The 23,313-nt window shown below is 72.4% G+C and carries 16 protein-coding genes and 1 pseudogene; 8 read left to right on the forward strand and 9 right to left on the reverse strand.

What is annotated here, in order from left to right; translation table 11 throughout:
* The first annotated feature begins 129 nt into the window (after positions 1 to 129).
* The 5 genes from ACFYY7_RS00930 to alc all read left to right on the forward strand — a co-directional run bounded on the left by ACFYY7_RS00930 (position 130) and on the right by alc (position 5,256).
* A complete protein-coding gene (locus ACFYY7_RS00930; RefSeq protein ID WP_388655516.1) occupies positions 130 to 423 on the forward strand; it encodes a hypothetical protein in 294 nt (97 codons plus the stop codon).
* A complete protein-coding gene (gene malQ, locus ACFYY7_RS00935) occupies positions 424 to 2,631 on the forward strand; it encodes a 4-alpha-glucanotransferase (protein ID WP_388655518.1) in 2,208 nt (735 codons plus the stop codon).
* 114 nt (positions 2,632 to 2,745) lie between these two features.
* Positions 2,746 to 2,976 carry a hypothetical protein gene (locus tag ACFYY7_RS00940; protein ID WP_124717671.1) on the forward strand — a complete coding sequence of 77 codons (231 nt, stop codon included), beginning with the start codon at positions 2,746 to 2,748 and terminating at the stop codon, positions 2,974 to 2,976.
* A 161-nt stretch (positions 2,977 to 3,137) separates the two neighbouring features.
* Complete coding sequence (locus tag ACFYY7_RS00945) at positions 3,138 to 4,061, forward strand: LysR family transcriptional regulator (protein WP_388655520.1); 924 nt, start codon at positions 3,138 to 3,140, stop codon at positions 4,059 to 4,061.
* Between the two features lie 55 nt (positions 4,062 to 4,116).
* Complete coding sequence (gene alc, locus ACFYY7_RS00950; RefSeq protein ID WP_351251078.1) at positions 4,117 to 5,256, forward strand: allantoicase; 1,140 nt, start codon at positions 4,117 to 4,119, stop codon at positions 5,254 to 5,256.
* A 219-nt stretch (positions 5,257 to 5,475) separates the two neighbouring features.
* On the opposite strand, the gene pepN (ACFYY7_RS00955) is transcribed toward alc, so the two are convergent.
* Entirely contained in the window at positions 5,476 to 8,049 is a 2,574-nt protein-coding gene (gene pepN, locus ACFYY7_RS00955) for an aminopeptidase N (RefSeq protein WP_388655522.1), read from the reverse strand.
* A 99-nt stretch (positions 8,050 to 8,148) separates the two neighbouring features.
* Between pepN (ACFYY7_RS00955) and ACFYY7_RS00960 the strand changes: the two genes are divergently transcribed.
* Both ACFYY7_RS00960 and ACFYY7_RS00965 read left to right on the forward strand, forming a co-directional pair.
* Positions 8,149 to 8,379 (forward strand): ribbon-helix-helix domain-containing protein, encoded by a 231-nt coding sequence (locus ACFYY7_RS00960; protein ID WP_388655524.1) that lies wholly within the window; start codon positions 8,149 to 8,151, stop codon positions 8,377 to 8,379.
* Positions 8,366 to 8,713, forward strand: a complete 348-nt coding sequence (locus tag ACFYY7_RS00965; RefSeq protein WP_388655526.1) for a type II toxin-antitoxin system PemK/MazF family toxin — start codon at positions 8,366 to 8,368, stop codon at positions 8,711 to 8,713. The genes ACFYY7_RS00960 and ACFYY7_RS00965 overlap by 14 nt, the downstream gene beginning before the upstream one ends.
* 91 nt (positions 8,714 to 8,804) lie before the next feature.
* On the opposite strand, the gene ACFYY7_RS00970 is transcribed toward ACFYY7_RS00965, so the two are convergent.
* The 4 genes and pseudogenes from ACFYY7_RS00970 to pepN (ACFYY7_RS00985) all read right to left on the reverse strand — a co-directional run bounded on the left by ACFYY7_RS00970 (position 8,805) and on the right by pepN (ACFYY7_RS00985) (position 17,437).
* Positions 8,805 to 9,833 carry an aspartate-semialdehyde dehydrogenase gene (locus ACFYY7_RS00970; protein ID WP_388655528.1) on the reverse strand — a complete coding sequence of 343 codons (1,029 nt, stop codon included), beginning with the start codon at positions 9,831 to 9,833 and terminating at the stop codon, positions 8,805 to 8,807.
* A gap of 190 nt (positions 9,834 to 10,023) precedes the next feature.
* Complete coding sequence (locus ACFYY7_RS00975; protein ID WP_388655529.1) at positions 10,024 to 13,335, reverse strand: S8 family serine peptidase; 3,312 nt, start codon at positions 13,333 to 13,335, stop codon at positions 10,024 to 10,026.
* A 188-nt stretch (positions 13,336 to 13,523) separates the two neighbouring features.
* Positions 13,524 to 14,619 (reverse strand): annotated as a pseudogene (locus ACFYY7_RS00980) (hypothetical protein).
* A gap of 196 nt (positions 14,620 to 14,815) precedes the next feature.
* Positions 14,816 to 17,437 carry an aminopeptidase N gene (gene pepN / locus ACFYY7_RS00985; RefSeq protein WP_388655531.1) on the reverse strand — a complete coding sequence of 874 codons (2,622 nt, stop codon included), beginning with the start codon at positions 17,435 to 17,437 and terminating at the stop codon, positions 14,816 to 14,818.
* A gap of 132 nt (positions 17,438 to 17,569) precedes the next feature.
* On the opposite strand from pepN (ACFYY7_RS00985), the gene ACFYY7_RS00990 reads away from it, so the two are divergent.
* Complete coding sequence (locus ACFYY7_RS00990) at positions 17,570 to 18,220, forward strand: disulfide bond formation protein DsbA (RefSeq protein ID WP_388655533.1); 651 nt, start codon at positions 17,570 to 17,572, stop codon at positions 18,218 to 18,220.
* A gap of 27 nt (positions 18,221 to 18,247) precedes the next feature.
* On the opposite strand, the gene ACFYY7_RS00995 is transcribed toward ACFYY7_RS00990, so the two are convergent.
* The 4 genes from ACFYY7_RS00995 to ACFYY7_RS01010 form a co-directional block, all read right to left on the reverse strand.
* Positions 18,248 to 21,844 (reverse strand): hypothetical protein, encoded by a 3,597-nt coding sequence (locus ACFYY7_RS00995; protein WP_388655535.1) that lies wholly within the window; start codon positions 21,842 to 21,844, stop codon positions 18,248 to 18,250.
* A 10-nt stretch (positions 21,845 to 21,854) separates the two neighbouring features.
* Positions 21,855 to 22,196, reverse strand: a complete 342-nt coding sequence (locus tag ACFYY7_RS01000) for a hypothetical protein (RefSeq protein WP_388655536.1) — start codon at positions 22,194 to 22,196, stop codon at positions 21,855 to 21,857.
* A 135-nt stretch (positions 22,197 to 22,331) separates the two neighbouring features.
* On the reverse strand, positions 22,332 to 22,985 hold the full coding sequence (locus tag ACFYY7_RS01005; RefSeq protein ID WP_388657056.1) for a TOPRIM nucleotidyl transferase/hydrolase domain-containing protein: 654 nt from the start codon (positions 22,983 to 22,985) through the stop codon (positions 22,332 to 22,334).
* Positions 22,986 to 23,119: 134 nt separating this feature from the next.
* Positions 23,120 to 23,313, reverse strand: a 194-nt coding sequence (locus ACFYY7_RS01010; protein ID WP_388655538.1) for a tectonin domain-containing protein, incomplete at its 5' end; no start/stop codon positions are given.

The raw sequence follows: 23,313 nt of genomic DNA on the forward strand, positions 1-23,313 counted from the left end.
AGAACCGGCCTGCTGGGAACGGAATGTGACCCAGGGCACGTTGGACTCGTTGTGATGACGCCTACGTCTGTGGTCGAGTCCGCCGGGTAGGTCTGCTGTGTCCTGTCACCCCACGGCCAGGAGGCCACCATGCCCGCCGCCGCACAGCTTCTGCTCTCCGCCCTCTCCGGACAGGTGCCGGACGCCACCGCCCCGCCGGGCGGTGCGGCCCCCGTGCCCGGCCCGCTCCCGGTCCCCGTGCCCCGCACCGGCCCGCTGACGAGCGAGCCGCCGCTCGCCGATGCGATACCTCTCACCAGCGAGCCGCCGCTCGCCGACGCCACACCTCTGACCAGCGAACCCCCGCTCGCCGTAAACGCCCCGCTGACCAGCGAGCCGGCCGCGTCCGGCGGCGCGTGGGGCATGGAGTTCCCAGGAGTCTGAATGGGCTTGTCCCGGCTCGCCGCACTGCACGGCGTCGCCACCTCCTACTCCCCGTCCCCCGATGTGACGGTGTCCGTCCCCGACGACACGGTCGTCGCCGTGCTCGCCGCGCTCGGCGTGGACGCCGCCACGCCCGAGGCGGTACGGCGGTCGCTCGCCGCCGCCGAGTCCGCGGCCCGTTCCCGGCTGCTCCCGCCGACCCTGGTGGTGTGGGCCGGTGAGCCGCTGCCCGCGGCCCTGACCGCCCTGCCGCCCGGCACCACGCTGGACATCGCCCTCGAAGACCCCGGTGCGGACCCGCCGCCGCGGATGCGCGTCCAGGCCGACCGACCGGATCCGGCCGTTTCGGCACGGGGCGCCGCCGACGGGCGTACGGGCCCGGTGGACGAAGGGGACGAAGGGGGTGCGGGGGGCGGGGATGCCGGTACGGGGGCGCCCGCGGTCCCCGCCTGGTGGACCGAGCCGCCGCTCGGGGTGCACCGGCTGGCCGTACGGGCGCCCGGCGGCCGGAGCGGAGCCGGCACGCTCGTCGTCGCCCCGCCCCGGGCGCCCCGGCCGTCCGCCCGCGCCCACGGCTTCCTCGTCCAGCTCTACTCCCTGCTCTCCGCCCGTTCCTGGGGCATGGGCGACCTCGGGGATCTCGCCGACCTCGCCGCCTGGTCCGGCCGGACCCTCGGCGCCGGATTCGTCCAGATCAACCCGCTGCACGCCGCCGTGCCCGGCAGCCCCACCGACCCGTCCCCCTACCGCCCCTCGTCGCGGCGCTTCCCCGACCCCGTGCATCTGCGCGTCGAGTCCGTCCCCGAGTACGGGCACGTGACGGACCGGGCCACCCTCGACGACCTGCGCCAGGACGCCGCGGCGCTCAGCGACACCGTCCTGAACAAGGGCGCCCTGATCGACCGTGACGCCGTCTGGGAGCTCAAGCGCCAGGCGCTCGAACTCGTACGGAAGGTGCCCCTCGCCCCCGGCCGCCGCGCCGCGTACTGCGACTTCCTGGCCGGGCAGGGACAGGCCCTGGAGGACCACGCCCTGTGGTGCGCGCTCGCCGAGGTGCACGGCTCCGACTGGCACGCCTGGCCCGCCGGGCTGCGTGACCCCCGCTCCGAGGAGACCGCCCGCGCCCGCGCCGGGCTGCTGGACCGGGTCGACTTCCACTGCCGGCTCGCCTGGCTGACCGACGGTCAGCTCGCCGAAGCCCAGCGCGCCGCCCTCGACGCGGGCATGGCCGTCGGCGTCGTCCACGACCTCGCCGTCGGCGTGCACCCCGGCGGCGCCGACGCCTGGGCCCAGCAGGACGCCTTCGCGCACGGCATGGCCGTCGGCGCGCCGCCCGACGCCTTCAACGCCCGGGGCCAGGACTGGGGCCTGCCGCCCTGGCGCCCGGACGTCCTCGCCGCGTCCGGCTACGCCCCTTACCGCGGACTGCTGCGCGGACTCCTCGCCCACGCGGGCGCCCTGCGCATCGACCACGTCATGGGCCTGTTCCGGCTCTGGTGGGTGCCCGAGGGGCGCCCGCCCACCGAGGGCACCTATGTCACCCACGACGCCGAGGCGATGCTCGCCGTCCTCGTCCTGGAGGCGCACCGGGCCGGCGCGGTCGTCATGGGGGAGGACCTCGGCACCGTGGAACCGGGGGTCCGCGAGGCGCTGGTCCGGCGCGGGATCCTCGGCACCTCCGTCCTCTGGTTCGAGCGGGACTGGGCGGGCACCGGCCGCCCGCTGGCCCCCGAGCAGTGGCGCGAGGACTGCCTGGCGACGGTCACCACCCACGACCTGCCGTCCACCGCGGCCCGGCTGACCGGCGACCATGTGACGCTGCGCCACCGCCTCGGCCTGCTCACCCGCCCCCTGGACCAGGAGCTGACGGCGGACGCGGCGGACACCGCCGAGTGGCTCGGGTACCTCTCCAGGCTCGGCCTGCTCCCCGAGGGCGAGGGCGACGAGGAGGGCTGCGTACGCGCCGTGCACCGCTTCCTGCTGCGCACCCCCGCCCGGATGACCGGCGTCTGGCTGCCCGACGCGCTCGGTGACCGCCGCCCGCAGAACCTCCCCGGCACCTGGGACCAGTACCCCAACTGGCGCCTGCCCGTCGCCGACGCGGAGGGCCACCCGGTCACCCTGGAGGAACTGGCCGCCGCGCCCCGTCTGCACCGGCTGATGGAGGTCTTCGAACCGTGCGCCAACCGCCCGGATCCCACCCGGTGACCCCGCCAGGACCTTGCGCCGACTCTGCCCGGAGCCCAGCCCCGAGCCCCGCCCCCGACCCCGTACGGCACCCCCGGGCGCGCGCCCCTCGCGGGCGTTCGCTACGTTTGCACCGTGGACAAGAAGAACGCTATGCGCGCCGGCGCCGTCGCGGCCGGAACGACGCTGATGATGCTGCTCATGTCGTCCCCCGCGCTCGCGCTCACCCGCGACGACGGTGACGACCCGGGGCCCGGCCTGAGCGCGATGGAGACCATCGGCCTCTACGTCGTGGCACCCATCGTCCTGTTCCTGGTCATCACGGGCCTGGTCATGGTCCTGGACAAGTCCAAGAAGCAGGCCTGACACTCCACGCCCGTCCCGAGTGCGCCGCAGGTACTCCACGAGTACCGAGCGGCGCACACGCATGTCCGCGGCGAGTGCCGGGCGACGCACACGCCTGCCCGCGGCCGGGCACCCCGTCCCGAGCCGGGCACCCGGTCCGCGGCGCCCGGTAGGTTGCGGCCATGATCGAGTGGGACGTCAAGAAGCTCCGCATCCTGCGCACCCTGCGCGACCGGGGCACGGTCACCGCCACCGCGCAGGCCCTGCTGATGACCCCCTCCGGCGTCTCGCAGCAGCTCTCCGCCCTGTCCAGGCAGCTCGGCGTGCCGCTCCTGGAGGCGCAGGGCCGGCGGGTCCGGCTCACCGATGCCGCGCACCTCGTACTGCGCCACGCCGAGGCCGTCTTCGCCCAACTGGAGCGCGCCGACGCCGAACTGACCGGCTATCTGCGCGGCGAGGCCGGCGAGGTGCGGATCGCGGCGTTCTCCACCGCCGTGTCCGCCCTCGTCGTACCGGCCGTCCAACGGCTGCGCGCCGAGGACCGGCCGGGCCCCGACGTGCGGGTGCGGGAGGCGGAGGCCGGGCAGGCGTACGAGCTCCTGGCCGCCGGTGACGTCGACCTCGCCCTGTCCCTCGCCGCGCACGCCCCGACGGCCCGCGATCCCCGGTTCGCAGTGCTGCCGCTGCTCGCGGACCCCCTGGACGTGGCGCTGCCCGCGGACCACCCGCTCGCCGCCGCGCCCGCCCTCCGGCTGGCGGACCTCTCCGGCGAGCCGTGGATCTTCGGCGGCTCGGGGCCCTGGTCGCAGATCACGACGGCCGCCTGCGAGGCCGCCGGATTCGTACCCGAGCAGGCGCACAGCGCCTCCGGCTGGACGGCGATCCTGGCCATGGTCGAGGCGGGCATGGGAGTGGCGCTGGTCCCGCGCATGGCGTCGGCGGAACGCCGCAGCCGGGGCGGCGTGGTGATGCGCGCACTCGACGCCGACCAGCCGCGCCGCCATGTGGTGGCGGCGGTCCGGCAGGGCGCCGAGCGGGGCCCCGCGGTGGCCAGGGTCCTCGTCGCGCTCACCGCGACAGCCGATTCGTTCACTTCAACTGAATGAACAGTGCAAAAACTTTCGCTGGACCTGATGGGTCGTCCGCCGCGACAGTGGACGCATGACCTTCGATCAGAATGAGAACCACCACGAGGACCCCCACGCCAACGACGCGGCCCCGTACGGCGGTGGTGACCCGTACGCCGACTACCGGACCACCGACCTCCCCTTCACCGAACTCGTCGACCTCGCCGACCGCCGTCTCGGCGCGGGCGTGATCGCCGCCAACGACGAGTTCTTCGCCCAGCGCGAGAACCTGCTGCTCCGGGAGCGCGCGGTCTTCGACCCCGAGCACTTCGGCCACAAGGGCAAGATCATGGACGGCTGGGAGACCCGCCGCCGACGTGGCGCGGACGCCGACAACCCCTTCCCGGCCCCCGGCGAGCACGACTGGGCCCTGATCCGCCTCGGCGCGCCCGGCATCATCCGCGGCATCGTCGTCGACACGGCCCACTTCCGCGGCAACTACCCGCAGCGCGTATCGATCCAGGCCACCGCGGTCGAGGGCACGCCCAGCCCCGAGGACCTCCTCGCCGACGACGTGAAGTGGGAGGAGATCGTCCCGCCGACCCCCGTGCTCGGCCACGCAGCCAACGGCTTCGAGATCACCGGCGGCCGCCGCTACACCCACATCCGCCTGTGCCAGCACCCCGACGGGGGCATCGCCCGCCTCCGCGTCCACGGCGAGGTCCTCCCCGACCCGTCCTGGCTCGCCACGCTCGGCACGTTCGACCTGATCTCGGTCCTGAACGGCGGCAGCTACGAGGACGCCTCCGACCGCTTCTACTCCTCGCCGACCCAGATCATCCTGCCGGGCACCTCCCGCAAGATGGACGATGGCTGGGAGAACCGCCGCCGCCGGGTCCGCGACACGAACGACTGGGTCCGCTTCCGCCTCCCCGCCCAGGGCGCGGTCCGCGCGGTCGAGATCGACACGGCCTACCTCAAGGGCAACTCGGCCGGCTGGATCGCCCTCCAGGGCCGCAACGGCGAGACCGGCGAGTGGTTCGAGATCATCCCCCGCACCCGGCTCCAGCCCGACGCCCTGCACCGCTTCCCGCTCCGCGCCCAGGCGATCGTCACCCACGTCCGCCTCGACGCCTTCCCGGACGGCGGCGTCGCCCGCATGCGCCTGCACGGCAGCCTGACGGAGTCCGGCACGGCCGAACTGGCCCGCCGCTACGAGGAGTCCGGCGCGTAAGGCCTGTCCGGCGGGTCAGGGCCTCGGCCAGGTCCTGACCGGCACCCGGACCCCCGGTACCTCCCTGCTCCCGCCCGTCGGACGGCTGCGCGACCGCGCCCGTCCGACGGGCGGTTTCCACGTCACCCGGCCCGGAGCACGTCGAACACGAAGAAGGGGCGCCCCCCGCCGTGGCGGTACCAGCGGGAGGCGCCCCTCACTGCTCGGCCGTCCGGCGCGTTACGCCGCCGCCGCCGCGTCCGCGGCGCGGGCCTTCAGGGCGCGCTCGACGCCCGAACGGGACTCCGACATCAGCCGGCGCAGGGCCGCGCTCGGGTCCGCCGAGGAGAGCCAGGCGTCCGTGGCGTCCAGGGTGTCCTGCGAGACCTGGAGGGCCGGGTAGAGGCCGACCGCGACCTGCTGGGCCATCTCGTGGCTGCGCGAGTCCCAGACGTCCTTGACCGAGGCGAAGAACTTCTCCGTGTACGGGGCCAGCAGTTCGCGCTGGTCGGTCTGGACGAAGCCGGCGATGACCGCCTCCTGGAGGGAGTTCGGCAGCTTGTCGGACTCGACGACCGAGGCCCACGCCTCCGCCTTCGCCTCCTCGGTGGGACGCGCCGCGCGGGCGGTCGCCGCGTGGCGCTCGCCCGCCGCCGTCTTGTCCCGCTCGTACTCGGCGGCGATCTCGTCCTCATCGAGGAGACCGGTCGCGGCGAGCCGCTCGACGAACGCCCAGCGCAGCTCGGTGTCGACGGCCAGGCCCTCGATCACCTCCCTGCCGTCGAGCAGCGACTGGAGCAGGTCCGTCTGCTGCGGGGTGCGGGCCGTCGCCGCGAAGGCGCGCGCCCAGGCCAGCTGGTGGTCGCTGCCCGGCTCCGCCGCGCGCAGGTGCGCGAGGGTGGCCTCGGTCCACTGCGTCAGCCCGGCCTCGCGCCACTCCGGCGCCGCGTACAGGTCCAGCGCCAGCTTCACCTGGCGGTGCAGCGACTGGACGACGCCGATGTCCGACTCCTTGCCGATGCCGGAGAGCACCAGGGCCAGGTAGTCGCGGGTCGCCAGCTCGCCGTCGCGGGTCATGTCCCAGGCGGAGGCCCAGCACAGGGCGCGGGGGAGCGACTCGGTGAAGTCGCCGAGGTGCTCGGTGACGACGCGCAGCGACTCCTCGTCGAGCCGGACCTTCGCGTACGAGAGGTCGTCGTCGTTGAGCAGGATCACGGCGGGGCGGGCGGTACCGGCCGGGAACGGCACGGTCGTGCGCGCGCCGTCGACGTCCAGCTCGATCCGGTTCGTGCGGACCAGCTTGCCGGAGCCGTCGAGTTCGTAGCAGCCGATGGCGATGCGGTGCGGCCGCAGCGTCGGCTCGCCCTTCGCGCCGGCGGGCAGGGCCGGGGCCTCCTGGAGCACGGTGAACGAGGTGACGTGGCCGTTCTCGTCCGTGGTGAGCTCGGGGCGCAGGACGTTGATGCCAGCCGTCTCCAGCCATGCCTTCGACCAGGTCTTCAGGTCGCGGCCGGAGGTCTCCTCCAGGGCGCCCAGCAGGTCGGGGAGCCGGGTGTTGCCGAACGCGTGCGCCTTGAAGTACGCCTGGACGCCCTTGAAGAACTCGTCCATGCCGACGTACGCCACCAGCTGCTTCAGGACCGAGGCGCCCTTGGCGTAGGTGATCCCGTCGAAGTTGACCAGCACGTCGTCCAGGTCACGGATGTCCGCCATGATCGGGTGCGTGGAGGGCAGCTGGTCCTGGCGGTAGGCCCAGGTCTTCTCGGAGTTGGCGAACGTGGTCCAGGAGTTCGGCCACTTCGAGCCCTCGGCGTACGCCTGGCAGGCGACCGAGGTGTACGTGGCGAACGACTCGTTCAGCCACAGGTCGTTCCACCACTCCATGGTGACGAGGTCGCCGAACCACATGTGCGCCAGCTCGTGCAGGATGGTCTCCGCACGCCGCTCGTACGCCGCGTCCGTCACCTTCGACCGGAACACGTACTGGTCGCGGATGGTGACCGCGCCCGCGTTCTCCATCGCACCGGCGTTGAACTCCGGGACGAACAGCTGGTCGTACTTGGCGAACGGGTAGTCGTAGTCGAACTTCTCCTGGAACCAGTCGAAGCCCTGCCGCGTGACGTCGAAGATCTCGTCCGCGTCGAGGAACTCGGCCAGCGACGGACGGCAGTAGATGCCGAGCGGGACGGACCGGCCGTCCTTCTCGTAGCTGCTGTGCACCGAGTGGTACGGGCCGGCGATCAGCGCCGTGATGTACGACGAGATGCGCGGCGTCGGCTCGAAGGACCAGACGTCGTCCTTCGGCTCGGGCGTCGGCGAGTTCGAGATGACCGTCCAGCCCTGCGGCGCCTTCACGGTGAACCGGAACGTCGCCTTCAGGTCCGGCTGCTCGAAGCTCGCGAAGACGCGGCGGGCGTCCGGCACCTCGAACTGGGTGTACAGGTAAGCCTGCTGGTCGACCGGGTCGACGAAGCGGTGCAGGCCCTCGCCCGTGTTGGTGTACGCGCAGTCGGCGACGACCTTCAGCTCGTTGGAGCCCGCGACCAGGTGCGGCAGCGCGATGCGCGAGTCGCGGAACACGGCCGCGACGTCCAGCGACTTGCCGTTCAGCTCGACCTCGTGCACGGCCGGGGCGACCAGGTCGATGAAGGTCTCCGCACCGGCTTCGGCGGAGTCGAAGCGCACGGTGGTCACGGACCGGTAGGTGCCGCCCTCCTGCGCTCCGGAGAGGTCGAGATCGATCTCGTACGCGTCCACGGTCAGCAGGCGCGCCCGCTCCTGTGCCTCTTCGCGGGTCAGATTCGTGCCAGGCACGCGGTCATCTCCTTGGTGTGTGACGTTTCCGGTCATCCTTCCACGTCGTGCGCCGGAACGGAGTAGCTACGCGAATGCCACTGCGGTAGCATCGATGGTATGAAGATCAGCGTGAGCCTGCCGCAGGAGGACGTCGCCTTCCTCGACGAGTACGCCACGAAGACCGAGGCGGACTCCCGGTCCGCGGTGATCCACGCCGCGATCGAGCTGCTGCGCGCCTCGAATCTGGAGGCCGACTACGAGGCGGCGTTCGCGGAATGGGGCGCGAGCGAGGACGCCGCGTTCTGGGACAAGTTCTCGGGTGACGGGCTGACCGATGAGGCGCGGTGACATCTACCTGGTCGACTACGAGCCGGTGCGCGGCAGCGAGGCCAACAAGGCCCGTCCGTCGGTGGTCATCTCGAACGACGGCGCCAACGCGGTGGTGACGCGCACGGGGCGCGGTGTGATCACCGTGGTGCCGCTGACGTCGAACACCTTCCGGGTCTATCCCTTCCAGGTGCTGCTCCAGGCGGCGGAGTGCGGTCTGCCACTGGACTCCAAGGCGCAGTGCGAGCAGGTGCGCGCGATGGCTCACGAGCGGTTCCTCCGACGCGTCGGCACCGTCCCCCGCCGGCGCATGGCCGAGATCGACGCCGCCCTGCGACGCCACCTCGCCCTCTGAGCGCACCCGGACGAAGCACACCCGGACGAACGCATGCGAAAGGGCGGCCACCGCACCCGGTGGCCGCCCTTTCGTACGTGTCCGTCCGGCGTCAGCCGTTCAGCTCCGCCGCGACCAGCTCCGCGATCTGCACCGCGTTCAGCGCCGCGCCCTTGCGCAGGTTGTCGCTGGAGACGAAGAGCGCGAGACCGTTCTCCACGGTCTCGTCGACCCGGATCCGGCCGACGAACGAGGCGTCCTGGCCGGCCGCCTGGAGCGGGGTGGGGATCTCGGAGATCTCGACGCCCGGCGCGTCCTTGAGCAGCTCGTACGCCCGCTCCACGCTGATCGGGCGGGCAAAACGGGCGTTGACCTGGAGCGAGTGACCGGAGAAGACCGGGACCCGGACGCAGGTGCCGGACACCTTCAGCTCCGGGATCTCCAGGATCTTGCGGGACTCGTTGCGGAGCTTCTGCTCCTCGTCGGTCTCGAACGAGCCGTCGTCCACGATCGAACCGGCCAGCGGCAGCACGTTGAAGGCGATCGGGCGCTTGTAGACGTCCGGCTCGGGGAACTCGACGGCCTCGCCGTCGTGAGTGAGCTTGTCGGCCTCGGCGACGACCTTGGACGCCTGGCCGTGCAGCTCGGCGACACCGGCCAGACCGGAGCCGGACACCGCCTGGTAGGTGGCGACGGTCAGCGTCCGGAGACCGGCCTCGTCGTGCAGCGGGCGCAGCACGGGCATGGCGGCCATCGTGGTGCAGTTCGGATTGGCGATGATGCCCTTGGGCCGGTCGGCGATCGCGTGCGGGTTGACCTCGGAGACGACCAGCGGGACCTCGGGGTCCTTGCGCCAGGCGGAGGAGTTGTCGATCACGACGGCACCCTGCGAGGCGACCTTCTCGGCGAGCGCCTTCGAGGTCGCGCCACCGGCCGAGAACAGCACGATGTCCAGCCCGGTGTAGTCGGCCGTCGAGGCGTCCTCGACGGTGATCTCCCGGCCCTGCCACTCGATCGTCGAGCCCGCGGAGCGCGCGGAGGCGAACAGCCGCAGTTCGTCGGCCGGGAACTTGCGCTCGGCCAGGATCCTGCGCATGACTGTGCCGACCTGACCGGTGGCGCCGACGATTCCGACCTTCACAGGGACTCCTTCGAACGTACGAACTGGCACGGTTGCCGCTCCATGATGCGTATGTCCACGGCTTCCTTGTCCAATCCATTGTCCGGGGTACGGACAGCCCCCGCCCGGCCGGGCACATGGCAGTGGGGCGGGAGCCCCTTCGGGCGCCCGCCCCACTGCCGTACATGTCGTACGGATCACACGGTGACCGTTACGGCGTGACCTTCTCGATCACGACGCTGCCGGTGCCCGCGGCGGTGCCGCGGCTGTTCACCAGGTGGACCTCGCCGAAGAACTGCCGGCCCTCGGGGGCCGCCCCGGCGACCGAGACCTCGGCACCGATCTGCGCCGAGGCGCCGTTGGCCAGGTTCACGGCCTTCGACTCGTCGACCTTGATCGTGCCGAGCGACGGTGCGTAGTACACGTCGCGGTAGTCGTACGTGGTGGTGCCGGCCGGGACGTCGTAGCCGTCGATCAGGACGGTGTACGTACCGGCGGCCGGCTTCGCCAGGCTGACGGCCTCCTCGGAGCCCGCGGTGGTCGACGTGCCGACCTCCTTGTCGCCCAGGTAGACGTACAGGTCCAGGTCGGCGTTGGCGTCCGCCGTGCCGCCGATGGCGACGTCCAGCTTCTCGACGCCCTCACCGATGGTGACCGTGTACTCCTGCTGGTCGCCCGTCCTGATCGACGGCTTGTCGACCTTGGCCGAGCCCAGCGAGCCGCCCTTGAGCTTGCCCTCCAGGTCGCCCGCGTTGTTGGTGACCTTCCAGTCCACCGCGGCGGGCGTGCCGATCTTCGCCTCGGCGATGGTCTGCACCGCCGGGTCGAAGGTGGCGCCGAGCAGCGAGACGTCCAGCTTGTACGGGTTGTCCAGCAGCGGCGACGTACGCCGTGCCTCGACCTCGATCTCCCAGACGCCCGGCTGCGGGTCCTTGTACGAGCGCACGTCCGGACGGCAGGTGTTGGCCGGGCTCTCGTAGTTCGGGTAGCAGAAGATCGTGGAGCTGTCCTCCATCTGCACCCCGTACGGGTGGAGGGAGATGAAGCGGGTCTGGCTGCCCGAGCGCAGCGCGCTCATCGCGACCTCAAGGGTCTTGGCGCCCTCCGGCACGGTCAGGAAGTACGACGTGGTGCCGTTGCGCTGCACCGAGCCGGACGCCTTGAACGCGTAGCCGGGCTTCACGAGCTCCGTGGAGACGACCACCGTGGTGAGGATCTGCTGGTCCACACCGACGGTCCTGCTGTCGTCCACCTTCAGGATCGCGCTGTGCACGCCCGCGCTGCCTGGCTTCGCCTGGACCTTGACGGTCACCGGCTTGCCCAGCGGCAGCGAGACGGTGCTCGAACCGGTCAGCTTGAAGGTGCCGTCGTTGTTCTTCCACGACAGCTTGTGCTTGACGGCCTTGTCCGGACCCGTGGTGCGGGTGATCGTGACGTCGTACGACTTCTTCTGGCCGGCCTTCAGGCCGCCCTCGCGGTCGTACAGGCCGGTGCCGAAGCCGGGGGTCTCCAGCGCGAAGTCGATCGAGGTGTCGACCGGCGCCTTCACCGAGTACTCGTGCGCCGGGGCGCCCTGCTTCTCGATCTGCTTCCAGGCGCCGACGATGTCGATCAGACCGGAGCCCTGGGCGTGCGCGGGCACGTCCTTGATGTGGGTGGCGGTGCTGGTCAGCGCGGTGCGCAGGTCGGCCGGGGGCAGCTCGATGTGCTTCTGCTTCGCGGCGGACAGCAGCAGCGCGGTCGCGCCCGCGGCCTGCGGCGAGGCCATCGAGGTGCCCTGGAGCATGGAGTAGCCCGCGGGGAGCGAGTAGCCCGACTCCTTGACCGGGCCGCCGGGCAGCCAGGTCTGGGTGGTGTTGATGGCCGCACCCGGGGCGGTCAGGATCGGCGCGAAGCCGCCGTCCTCACGCGGACCGCGCGAGGAGAAGGGCAGCATGTCGTACTTCTTGGTGACGTTGGAGCCGTAGTTGGCGGCCCAGGTCTCCTTGGAGATCGACGCACCGACGGAGATCACGTGGTCGGCGAGGCCGGGGTCACCGATGGTGTTGACGCCCGGACCGTCGTTGCCGGCCGAGATGACCAGCTGGACGCCGTACATGTCGACGAGCCGCTTGTAGAGCGCGGCGCGGGCGTTGTTGCCGTCGTTGAGCGGCGGCAGGCCACCGATCGACATGTTGACGACGTCGACACCGCGGTTCACGACGAGGTCCGTCATGCCCTCGACGAGCGCGATGTTGGTGCAGCCGCCCGACCAGGTGCAGGCACGCGAGGAGACGATCTTCGCGCCCGGCGCGGCACCGTTCATCTTGCCGCCGAACAGGCCGTTCGCGGCGGTGATGCCCGCGACGTGGGTGCCGTGCTCGCTCTCGATGACACCGATGTTGACGAAGTCGGAGGTGTCACCGGCGGCGTTGTAGACGACGTTCTTGCGGGTCTCGACGACGAACGGGATGCGCTCGGCGACGTCGGTCCGCGGGTCGTCCTTGCCGAAGTAGGAGACCTGGTGCTTCTCCTTGTACGGCTTGAGAACGGCGTCGTCGGAGAAGTCCGCGTTGCTGTTCAGGTCGACCCGGGTGGTGCCGGTGACCGGGTCGTAGAGCACGGCCCAGACATCGGTGGTGTCACCGTCGCGGTTCAGGTCGCCCGCCATGTCGCCGCCCTTGGTGGCGGACTCGGCGAACAGCCTGATCCGGTAGTCACCCGCGGGCGCGTTGTAGGTGCGGCCCTCGTACGTGAACGTCGGGCCGGACACGGCGTCCGTCATCCGCAGCCAGGTGCCGTCGCCGTCGCTGACCGGGTCGGTCGCGGTCACCCAGTCGACGATCTTGCGGGCACCGGTGGTGGTCTTCTGCAGCGCCGGGTGGCCGAGGTCGACACCCGAGTCGATGATGCCGATGGTCACCCCGCGGCCGTCGGCCTTCGGGTGCTGCTGGACGAAGTCGACCGCGCCCGTCTCGAAGGACGGGTTGTACGGGTTCTTCGCCGGGGTCTTCTTGCCGGGCGCCGGGTACGAGCCGGTGGACTTGACCTTCACCCCGGCGCCGGCGGCACGGTCGCCCGCGGGCGTCGGGTCGTCCAGCTTGATCTCCTGCTTGAGATCGATGCCCTGGACGGACGACAGCTTGGACGCCGCCCTGATGGTCGCGTCGGCGGTCGCGGTGGGCACGGTGACCCGTACATAGCCGAGCTTGTCGTACGTGCGTCCCAGCACGGAGCCCTTGACGGCGTCCAACTGCTTGGTGACCTGCTCGGTCGCACCGGGAGCGGTGGCGACCATCATTGTGATGTTCTTCTGGCCCTTGGTCTTCGCCTTGGCCAGAAGCTGCTCGTCATTGGTGCCGAGCTTGTTCGCCGTGGCGCCCTCGGCGGCCGACTTGACGGGAGCGGTGTCGGGCGCGTCGGCGGCGAAGACGGGGGCGACGCCGGTGGCGGCCAGCGCGGCCACCAGACCGGCAGCGGCCGCGACTCGGGCCACGCGTCTCGCCCCGGGTATGGAACTGGGGGATTCGGAGGTCATCAGCATCCCTGGATATGAAAGAGAGAGTCCGGAATTCGGTACCGGATGACCGCTCACCCTTTCGTAAATGACAGGGGTTTGTGGAGAGTTGGCGGGCGCGAGATGTGGACATGGCAGAATCCCGCCACTGGTACTGATGTGCCATCAGGGATGAAACGGTCGATAAGTGGCACCTGTGACCCGTCCCGCCGCTCTCAACGGGGCAGGACCACCACCTGCGCGGCCGGTTCGCGGTAGGCCGCCGCCATCAGCGCCGTACGGACCACGACCGCCTGCTGCTCGCTCGCGTCGCGGAGCTTCTTCGGCGTGAGGTGGACGACGGTGATGCCCAGCCCCTCCAGGTGCTCCCGCCGGGCGGCGTACGCGGACCACTGGACCCCGAGCTCCTCCCGGCGCCGGCCGTCGCCGGACCCGCCGAGCCGCGGCGCCCTGGTGTCCAGCTCCACGGCGACCGCCTGCTCGGGCCAGTAGGCGTCCACGCCGCCGAGCCGGGGGCCGCCGGGCAGGCGCAGCTCCACGTTCCACAGCGGCTCCGGCAGTTCGTACGTCCGCACCAGGTCGTAGAGGCGGCCCTCCGCCACCGCCCGCCCCTCGGCGAGGAACGAGTCGACGGCCGCCACCACCTGGGGCCGGCCCAGCAGCTTGGCGCGGCTCAGCTCGCGTACCACGACAGCCGGTTCGCAGTGCCCGCCGCGAACCGCCTCGATGAGCAGCCCGCGTACGGCCAAGGGGTCCTGGAGCCCGGTGATCGCGTCCGCGAGCGCCCGCTCCACAGGAGCCACGGGCAGGCCGCGCACCTGCTCGGCGCGGGGCGTTCCGGCGGAGCGCACCAGCCGCACGTACCCGACCGAGCGCAGCCGCCGGGTGCGCGGCACCAGTACGTCGATGGCGGCCGCCGACCCGGGCGCCGGGGCGGCGGCGAACCCGTGCAGGGCGAGCGCGGCGAGCCCGGTGACCATGGCCTCCCCGTACCCGGGCTCCGGCTGCGCCGGCGCGTCCCGCCCGGCCTCCGGCTGCGCCGGTACGTCCCGACGGCCGGAGGCCGGCGGCCGGCGGCCGGCCGGCGTACAGCAGCGCGGAGACCAGTCGTTCCTCGCCGGTGGGCGGCTCCGGGTGCAGTACGTACACGCCGGGCAGTGGCTGCTGCCACGGCCCGCCGTCCCCGCAACGCGCGGCGGCCACGGATGCGGACACCCCCCGCGCCCTCAACTGTGCTGCGGACAGCACGCATTGGCGGACGTCGCCGGAGGTGCGGGGGTGACAGGGAGAGAGCGGCGTGTTCTGGGTCATGTTCCGGGGTATCCCGCAAGCCGTCGCGGTGCTAACCCCTGTTACACGCTCGTCGACAATTCAGGACAACGCCGTCCTAAAGTACGCGCGTTCGACGACCGAAAAGGCCCGGCGAGTCCGTTCGGCAGCCGGACGGGCAGGGGCGGGGGGGGGGGGGGGGCGCGCCCCCCCCCCCCCCCCCCCCGCCCCGCACCCGTCAGATCGCGGCCCTGGCTTCGGCCTCCGCCGCGCCCGCGTCGCACGCCTGCGCCCGCAGTGCCCGCGCCAGGTCGTCCCGCGCCTCCAGCACCAGCCTGCGCAGCGCCGGCGCCGCGTCCTCGTGGGCGGACAGCCAGGCGTCCGTCGCGGCCAGCGTCGACGGGTCGTCCTGGAGCGCCGGGAACAGGCCCTTGACCACGATCACCCCGATCTGGATCGACCGCTCGGCCCAGACCCGCTCGATCGCGTCGAAGTACTTGCCCGTGTACGGCGCCAGCAGCTCCCGCTGCGACGACGGGGCGAAGCCCGCGATCGTAGCCTCGACCAGCGCGTTGGACAGCGCGTCCGACTCCACCACGCCCGCCCACGCCTGCGCCTTGACCGCGGCGGAGGGCCGCGACGCCAGGCACCGCACCTGGTGCCGCTTGCCGGACGCCGTGTCGTCGCGGGCCAGTTCGGCATCGATGACCGACTCGTCGGCCACCCCGTGCGAGGCGAGCGGGGACAGCAGCGCCCACCGCAGCTCCTGGTCGACGTCGAGCCCGTCGATCCGGGCCGAGCCGTCCAGCAGCCCCGACAGCAGCCGGAAGTCCGCCTCCGAGTCGGCGACCGACGCGAAGAACCGCGCCCACGCCAACTGGTGCTCGCTGCCCGGCTCGGCGACCCGCAGCTCCCGCAGCGCGCCCTCGGCCAGCGCCCGGCCGCCCTCCTCGCGCCACCCGTGCGTCGCGTACTGCGTGAGCGCGGTCCGGGTCCAGGCGTGCAGCATCTGGAGCACGCCGATGTCGGACTCCCGGCCGGCGAAGGCCAGCACCAGGGAGACGAAGTCGCGGGCCGGCATCAGCCCGTCCCGGGTCATGCTCCACAGCGCGGACCAGCACAGCGCCCGTGCCAGGGGGTCGGTCATGTCGCCGAGGTGCGCCCGCAGCGTGGCCAGGGACACCTCGTCGAAGCGGACCTTGCAGTACGTGAGGTCGTCGTCGTTGACCAGGATCAGCTCGGGCCGCTCGGCCCCCGCCAGCTCCCCGACCACCGTGCGCGGCCCGGCCACGTCGACCTCGGCGCGGGCGTACCGCACCAGGTCGCCGTCGGCGGAGCGCCGGTACAGGCCGACCGCGACCCGGTGCGGCCGCAGCTCCGGGTGGGACTCGGCCGCCTCCTGGAGGACCGCCAGCTCCGTGATCCGGCCCGCCGCGTCGTACGTGGCCACCGGGGTCAGCGAGTTGACGCCCGCGGTCTGCAGCCAGGAGTGCGACCAGGTGGTCATGTCGCGCCCGGACGTCTCGGCCAGCACGGACAGCAGATCGCCCAGCTGCGTGTTGCCGTAAGCGTGCTTCTTGAAGTAGCGCCGGGCGCCCTCCAGGAACGCGTCCCGCCCCACGTACGCCACCAGCTGCTTCAGCACAGAGGCGCCCTTGGCGTACGTGATGCCGTCGAAGTTTAGCTTGGCGTCCTCCAGGTCACGGATGTCGGCTGTGATCGGGTGCGTGGAGGGCAGCTGGTCGGCGCGGTACGCCCAGGACTTGCGGTTGTTGGCGAAGGTGATCCAGCCGTTCTCGAAGCGGGTCGACTCCACCATGGAGAACGCGCCCATGAAGTCGGCGAACGACTCCTTCAGCCACAGGTCGTCCCACCACTGCATGGTGACGAGGTCGCCGAACCACATGTGCGCCATCTCGTGCAGGATGACGTTGGCCCGGCCCTCGTACGCGGCCTGCGTCACCTTGCCGCGGAAGATGTACTCCTCGCGGAACGTGACACAGCCCGGGTTCTCCATCGCGCCGAGGTTGTACTCCGGCACGAACGCCTGGTCGTACTTCCCGAACGGGTACGGGTAGTCGAAGTTGTCGTGGAAGAAGTCCAGGCCCTGCTTGGTGATCAGGAAGATGTCGTCCGCGTCGAAGTGCCGGGCGAGTCCCTTGCGGCACATCGCGCCGAGCGGGATCTCCAGCGTCGTGCCGTCCTCGAAGGTGCGGCTGTAGGAGTCCGTCACGTAGTGGTACGGACCGGCGACGACCGCCGTGATGTACGTGGAGATCGGCTTCGTCTCGGCGAACCGCCAGACCCCGCCGTCCCGCGACTCCTGCGCCCCGTTGCTCCAGACCGTCCAGCCCTCGGGCGCCGTCACCTGGAAGCGGAAGGGGGCCTTCAGGTCAGGCTGCTCGAAGTTCGCGAAGACCCGCCGCGAGTCGGCCGGCTCGTACTGCGTGTAGAGGTAGACCTCGCCGTCCTCCGGGTCCACGAACCGGTGCATGCCCTCGCCGGTCCGGCTGTACGCGCACTGCGCGTCGACCACCAGGACGTTCTCGCCCTCCGGCAGCTCGTCCAGCGCCACCCGGGTGCCGTCGAAGACGGTGGCGGGGTCGAGCTGCCGCCCGTTGAGCGTCACCGCGTTCACGGCGGGCGCCACGAGATCCGCGAAGGTCGACGCCCCCGCTCGCGCGTTGCGGAACCGGATCGTGGTCACCGAGCGGAAGGTCCGCGGGCCGGAGGCGGCGTCCCCGTCCCCGTCGGGCCCGTCGACGGCGGAACGCAGATCGAGATCGACCTCGTAGCCGTCGACGCTGAGCAGCTCGGCCCGCTCGCGGGCCTCGTCGCGGGACAGGTTCTCACCGGGCACGGGTGCACTCCTTTGTGTCACGTTCGAATACTTTGATCCTCCCATGCCGTCACTCGGCCCGGCAGGCGGGAATGAGCGGTGCGTCCGTGAACGTTCTGCGCCACAGGTGCGAACGCCCTCATGAGGAGAGACATGTCTGACAACAGCACGGCGACGACCGGAAAGACCCCCGTCGACTTCTGGTTCGACCCGCTCTGCCCCTGGGCCTGGATGACCTCCCGCTGGATGCTGGAGGTGGAGAAGGTCCGCGACGTCGAGGTCCGCTGGCACGTGATGAGCCTGTCCGTCCTCAACGAGGACCGGATCGACGAGCTGCCGGAGGAGTACCGCGAGCTGCTGGAGAAGGGCTGGGGCCCGGTCCGCGTAGTCGTCGCCGCCCAGCAGAAGCACGGCGACGAGATCGTCGGCCCGCTGTACACCGCGCTCGGCACCCGCTTCCACAACCAGGGCGAGGGCCCCACCCGCGAGGCGGTCGAGGGCGCGCTCCAGGACGTCGGCCTGCCGGCCGAGCTGGCGGACTTCGCGGACTCGGACGTGTACGACATCGAGCTGCGCGCCTCCCACAAGGAGGGCATCGACAAGGTCGGCCAGGACGTCGGCACTCCGGTCATCGCCGTCCCGGGCGCGGACGGCGAGCAGATCGCCTTCTTCGGCCCGGTCGTCACCCCCGCCCCGAAGGGCGAGGACGCGGCGAAGCTGTGGGACGGCACGCTGATGGTGGCGTCGGTCCCCGGTTTCTACGAGATCAAGCGGACCCGTACGCAGGGCCCGATCTTCGACTGACCGCGTACCGCCCGCCGCAGCGACGCGTCATCCGGTCCCGGCCATGTCCAGCAGCGCGGCCACCGGTGACATGGGCTCCCACTCCGGGTCCAGCCCGGCCAGCCGCCCGGCGACGCGGGCCCAGGCCCTCTCGTCCGTGCCGAGCCGGGAGCGTACGAGCTCCGCGAGACCGGTCCGTGCGGCGGCGGCCTCGGGCGGGGCGTCGGCGCGGCGGGCGGTCCCGCTCAGGTAGGTGAGGATGCGCGCGGCCGGGGCCGCCGACCGCAGCAGGTCCGCACCGGTCAGCAGGCCCGCCGCGAGCAGGCCGTCCAGCTGGGTGGCCGGCGCGCAGTGGAACAGGCCGCCGAGCCCGTGCCGGGCCCGCTCCCGGGTCAGCCGCACGCTCCCGGACAGCCCGTCGGGACCCGGCTCGTGCAACAGCGCCGCGTGCCGCAGCCGGACCTCCTCGGGTACGTCGTCGAGGCGGACCACGTCGGACCAGTACGGGATCGGCTCCTCGGCGTGGGCGGCTTCGAGAGCCGCCCAGTCCACGGCCTCGCCCGGCGGGAGCGATCCGACGATCTCGCGCGCCTGCGCGGCGTGCGGGGCACGCCGCAGCTTCGGGACGAGCTTCCCCGGCGCCAGTTCGCGGTCGAGCCGGGCGCGGAGCACGGTGGCGGGGTCGGCGGCGGCCAGGGCCTTCGCGCACACGGTGGTGGCGGCCCGCCCCAACAGGTCCGCGCTTGCGACGCGGGCCAGCCGGTCGGCACCACCGTGCTCGAACAGCCGCAGACAGCCCAGGAGTTGATGGCCGAGGCCGAGCTTCGTTGCTTTCCTGGCGAGCAGTTCCTCGACGAGGTCGGGCTCGGCGGAGCAGAGCCACACCAGGCCCCCGGCCGGATAGGCGGAGCCGCGGGCGCGCCAGTCGGCCAGCACCCGGCCGCCCAGCGAGGTCCTCCCGGCGACGGGCCGTGAGCGGGTCACGATCCGGTGGACGGTGGGCCGGGGGTTCCAGTGCCGCAGGAGGGCGAGGTCCACGTCGGGGTCGTCGAGGTCGACGAGGCGCTCCACCGCTCCGCTCCTCTTCATCCAGCGGGACTGCGCGGCGAGGACGCGCAGAGCCTCGCGGTCGCGTCCGGCGAGCAGTCGGTCGAGGACCCGGAGCGGCGTGCGGTCGTACCGCAGCAGGTACGCGGCCAGGAGCCAGGGCCCGTCGGGGCCGAGCCTGGGCAGCACGGCGTCGACGACCTCGGCGTCGGCCAGGCAGAGCAGGGTGCCCGCCGGCCACGCCCACAAATGGTTGCCGCGCTCCAGGAGGCTGATCGCCTCGTCGGGTGTGCCCGGTCCGGGCTTCGGTACGAGTGGCCCGCCGTCCGCCGCCGTGGCGGCTCCACCGGACCGCGACTGCGCGCGCCCCAGCAACTCCGCCCAGGTCATCCCCTCCTCGGCGGCTTCGGACGCCGTCACCGTCGCGGCCAGGCGGAGCCACGCGTCGGGGTCGGTGCCGAGCTCGGAGCGCAACAGCCGGGTGAGCGCGGAGCGCCATGCCTCCGCGAACGCCAGCCGCCGCCAGTCGTGGGGCAGGCGGAGCAGCCGGTGCGCGGGCAGCATGGTGAGCAGCTCTTCTGCGGGCAACACGCCCTGGCGGTAGGCGTGTTCGGTGAGGTGTGTGCTCGATCCGTACGACTCCGGGAGTTCCGCGCGTATCTCGGCGAGGCCGGGCGCGGCGTACACGTAGCCGTGCTCGGACGCGGGGATGCCCTCGGCGGCGCAGGCGTCGGCGAACCAGTCCGGGGTGGTGAGGCCGGGCGCGTCGCTCCAGTCGTACACGGTCAGCGCGCGCAGGACGTCGGGGGAGGAGGGCTTCGGCGCGTCGGCGGGGGCGAGGGAGTACAGCAGGTCGAGGGCGGGCAGGGCGTGGACCCGGTCCACCCGGTTCAGGGGCGCCCGGGGCGGTGGCACCGCGGCCGGCGGGCCGGGTTCGACGCTCTCCTCGGTCTCCTCGACGGCGGCGGCCGCGCCCGCCTCGGCGATCAACTCCACGACGGTTCCGTCGTGTTCGGGCAGCAGGGTGTCGAGCGCCGCCCAGGCGTGCGGCCGTTCGTCCAGGTGGGCCGCGGCCAGTGCGCGGAGTTCGGCGGCGGACGCCTCGCCGAGCAGGTTCCGTTCGGCGAGCCGGGCGAGCGCGGCCACGGCGTGGACGGCGGGCCGCGCGGTGCGGACCAGCTCGACGGGGTCGAGGATCCCCGCAACCACCATGCCCTCCGCCCAGCGGGTCGCGCTGTCGTCGAGCGCCTCCTCCGCAAGGCGTCGCGCGGGCGGGGCGCTGTTGCCCGCACGGCGTCCGCCGGCCCGCCACGGCTCGTTGAGGACGCTCAGCCGGAACGCCAGGCGCTGGGCGTCGTCCGCCGCCTCGTGGCGGGCCAGTTCCTCGCAGGCCTTGGGCATGAACGGGGTCGTGGCGTGGGCCGCGGCCAGGGCGTCGAGATCGTGCGCGTACGGCTCGGCCAGCAGATCGCGCAGGGTGCTGGTGCCCCGCGCGGTGGCCAGCAGCGCGGGCAGCCGGGCCGGGTCCTCGTACGGTTCGCACTCCGCGCGCAGCCGGCGCAGGGCGTCGCCGCCCGTGTCGCTGCCCGTGTCGCTGCCTGTGTCGCCGTCCGTGTCGCCGTCCGTGTCGCTGCCCGTGTTGCCGTCCGTGTCGGACAGGGCGTCGGTCACCGTGGTCACGACGGTCCGGCTCAGCCAGGCGGCGGCAGGGGCGTCGAGCAGTGCGCGTACGGCGCCCGGGCCGCTCCGCTCCCAGACCCGCAACAGCGCGTACTGCTGCGCGACCTGGCGGAACCCGACCCGCAGCGCGAGGCCCACGAGCTGCGGGTCGCCGGAGCCGAGCAGCGGCGCCAGCCAGGAGAGCGGCACATCGCCGTGCGGTGCCGTCAGCTCGGCGAGCAGCGCGTCGTCGAGGGGGACGGTGTCGGTCCGGTGCGCGATGGCGCGGCGCAGGGACGCGGTGGTGCGCGGGTTGCGGTAGACGGCGGCCGAGACCCGGGCGTCGCCGATCGCGGCCAGCCGGGCGAGCACCCGGGCGTCGAGCCGGGGATGTCCGGCCAGCGCGGTACGGGAACGGCTGTCGCCGTGGTCGAGCACGGCGGCAACGAGGGCAGGTGCGGGCGGTGCCCCGCCGGCGAGCAGGTCCGCCGTCAGCCGCTCGGGCAGCGCGGCCAGCGCGGTGGCGGCGTCGCACGGCTCGGCGTGCTCCAGGAGCAGCCCGAGTGTGGCGTGGACGCTGCGGGGCGCGGGCGCACCGAGCGTGTCGCCGGAACCCATGGGCGCCGGCTGCTCGGCGAGCAGCGCGGTCAGCTCGCCCCGGTACCCGGGAAGCGCGTCGTACAGGCCGCGCCACCGGTCCATGTCCGCACCGAGCCGACACTTCGCCAACTCCCGCAATGCGTCCGCCGCTTGACCGTCGACCCCACCGGCCGCCACGACCTTCGCCGCCACCGTACGCGCGGGCCGCCCCCGCTCCACCGCCCGCAGAGCGGCGCCCTCTTCCTCCGGGTCCGCCCCGTCCGTACCCCGCGCAGCGTCGAGAATGCCGCGCAGTATGCGCTCCGCCGCTCCCGCCCGTGTCGCTGACATGATCGCCATGACCGCCATGCTAGTGGCGCTCTGTCAGGTGGTTTCTCGGCTCTGCCATCGGGTGCGCTGCCGGCAGCCGTCGGCACCGCCCAGGACCCGGCACCTTCGGCATGTGCAGCGCGGAACGGCCGGCGCTGACGCTGCTCATGCGGCAGTCGTTCTCGGAGATGTTGTAGCGGATGACCTGCTTGGCGCCGCCGATGGTGCCGCACCCGTCGCAGTCGAGGAAGAAGCCGCCGATGTTGTCACGGCTGAAGTTGTACTGGATCGTGCAGGTGCCGGTATTGCCCCAGTCGCAGTCGAACGCCTGACTGTCGGCCACGGACATCCGCGTGATGCCGTACACGGCGTTCTTCTTCATCGCGGAATCCATCGTCCCGGAACCGCGGTGACCGTGGCCACGGGCAGCGCCCGCACGTCGCGCGCGAACCGGTCGACGACACATCCGCCCGCGGTCCTCCGCGTCGAACCCGGGTGGTCGTCTCCGGTCGCGGTACTAGACGTGTGCGAGGAGGCGCTCCAGCGGCCGGGGTACGTGCGTGAGGTCCAGGTGTGCGATCAGCGCCTGCGCGTACTGCGCCTTGCGGCCGCTGTGCGTGCCCATGAACCGGCGCAGCTGGTGTTCCACGGGGCGTTCCCGCTGGGCCGGCTGGCCCTGGAACGTGAGGAAGGGGCGCATCTCGCCCTGGGCCTCGATCACTTGCTGTACGCCGTCGGCGCCGAGGGCGCGGATCAGCTCGTCCTCCAGGTCGGCGACGCACACCTGGAAGCCGAGGGTCTCCAGTCCGGCACGGGTGAGGCCGGAGCCGAGTCCGACCCGTTCCAGGTGGCGCCGGAAGTGCCGCTCCTCACCGATGTCGCAGAGCCCCGCCAGCGGGAGGCCGAGCCCCGGCGGGCCGCACACGTTCAGGAAGCGGCCGATGCTCGTCGCGCCGCCGAGCGGCACCACCGCGACGCCCTCCGCGCCGAGGTCGCGGCCGTGGCGAGTGGCCAGGGCCTCGATCGCCACCTGGTCGCTGCTTCCCTCGACGAGCACGACCGTACGCACACCCACGGCCAGTTCCCGCGCCTCCGCGGCTGCCGCGTCCGCCCCCGCTCCGTCGGCCGCCCAGGTGACCGCCGCCTGACGGAATCGCCTCAACTCGTCCACGAGACCTCGCTTTCCGACGCCATCCTGCACGGCGGAGATCCCGAACGCACACACGTTTTCCCGACAGCATCCGCCGCAAAGGAGAGTGGGCCCACGCGCACCACGCGTGGGCCCACCTTCATCGGCGTCCGGGATCAGCTCGGCTGGTCTCCGGTGTAGCGGTAGATGCCGCCTGCTGAGTTGACGTGCCATACGGTGCCGTCGGCTGCGACGCCGATGTCGACGGCGTTACCGGGGATGCCTACCCAGGGGTTGGAGTCGTGGCCGGTGTAGCGGTACATCTGGCCGAGGGAGTTCACGCCCCAGACGTGGGTTCTGGATCCGACGG

It is taken from the genome of Streptomyces sp. NPDC001933 (genome assembly GCF_042890955.1).
In the GTDB taxonomy this organism is placed as follows: Bacteria; Actinomycetota; Actinomycetes; order Streptomycetales; family Streptomycetaceae; genus Streptomyces.

What these genes read in the sequence shown, in the direction of transcription:
- ACFYY7_RS00995 (WP_388655535.1), bottom strand. Translation starts at nt 21,844, where the DNA reads ATGGCGATCATGTCAGCGACACGGGCGGGAGCGGCGGAGCGCATACTG.
- ACFYY7_RS00960 (WP_388655524.1), top strand. Translation starts at nt 8,149, where the DNA reads ATGAAGATCAGCGTGAGCCTGCCGCAGGAGGACGTCGCCTTCCTCGAC.
- alc (WP_351251078.1), top strand. Translation starts at nt 4,117, where the DNA reads ATGACCTTCGATCAGAATGAGAACCACCACGAGGACCCCCACGCCAAC.
- ACFYY7_RS00990 (WP_388655533.1), top strand. Translation starts at nt 17,570, where the DNA reads ATGTCTGACAACAGCACGGCGACGACCGGAAAGACCCCCGTCGACTTC.
- ACFYY7_RS00930 (WP_388655516.1), top strand. Translation starts at nt 130, where the DNA reads ATGCCCGCCGCCGCACAGCTTCTGCTCTCCGCCCTCTCCGGACAGGTG.
- ACFYY7_RS00965 (WP_388655526.1), top strand. Translation starts at nt 8,366, where the DNA reads ATGAGGCGCGGTGACATCTACCTGGTCGACTACGAGCCGGTGCGCGGC.
- ACFYY7_RS00945 (WP_388655520.1), top strand. Translation starts at nt 3,138, where the DNA reads ATGATCGAGTGGGACGTCAAGAAGCTCCGCATCCTGCGCACCCTGCGC.
- malQ (WP_388655518.1), top strand. Translation starts at nt 424, where the DNA reads ATGGGCTTGTCCCGGCTCGCCGCACTGCACGGCGTCGCCACCTCCTAC.
- ACFYY7_RS00975 (WP_388655529.1), bottom strand. Translation starts at nt 13,335, where the DNA reads ATGCTGATGACCTCCGAATCCCCCAGTTCCATACCCGGGGCGAGACGC.
- ACFYY7_RS01000 (WP_388655536.1), bottom strand. Translation starts at nt 22,196, where the DNA reads ATGAAGAAGAACGCCGTGTACGGCATCACGCGGATGTCCGTGGCCGAC.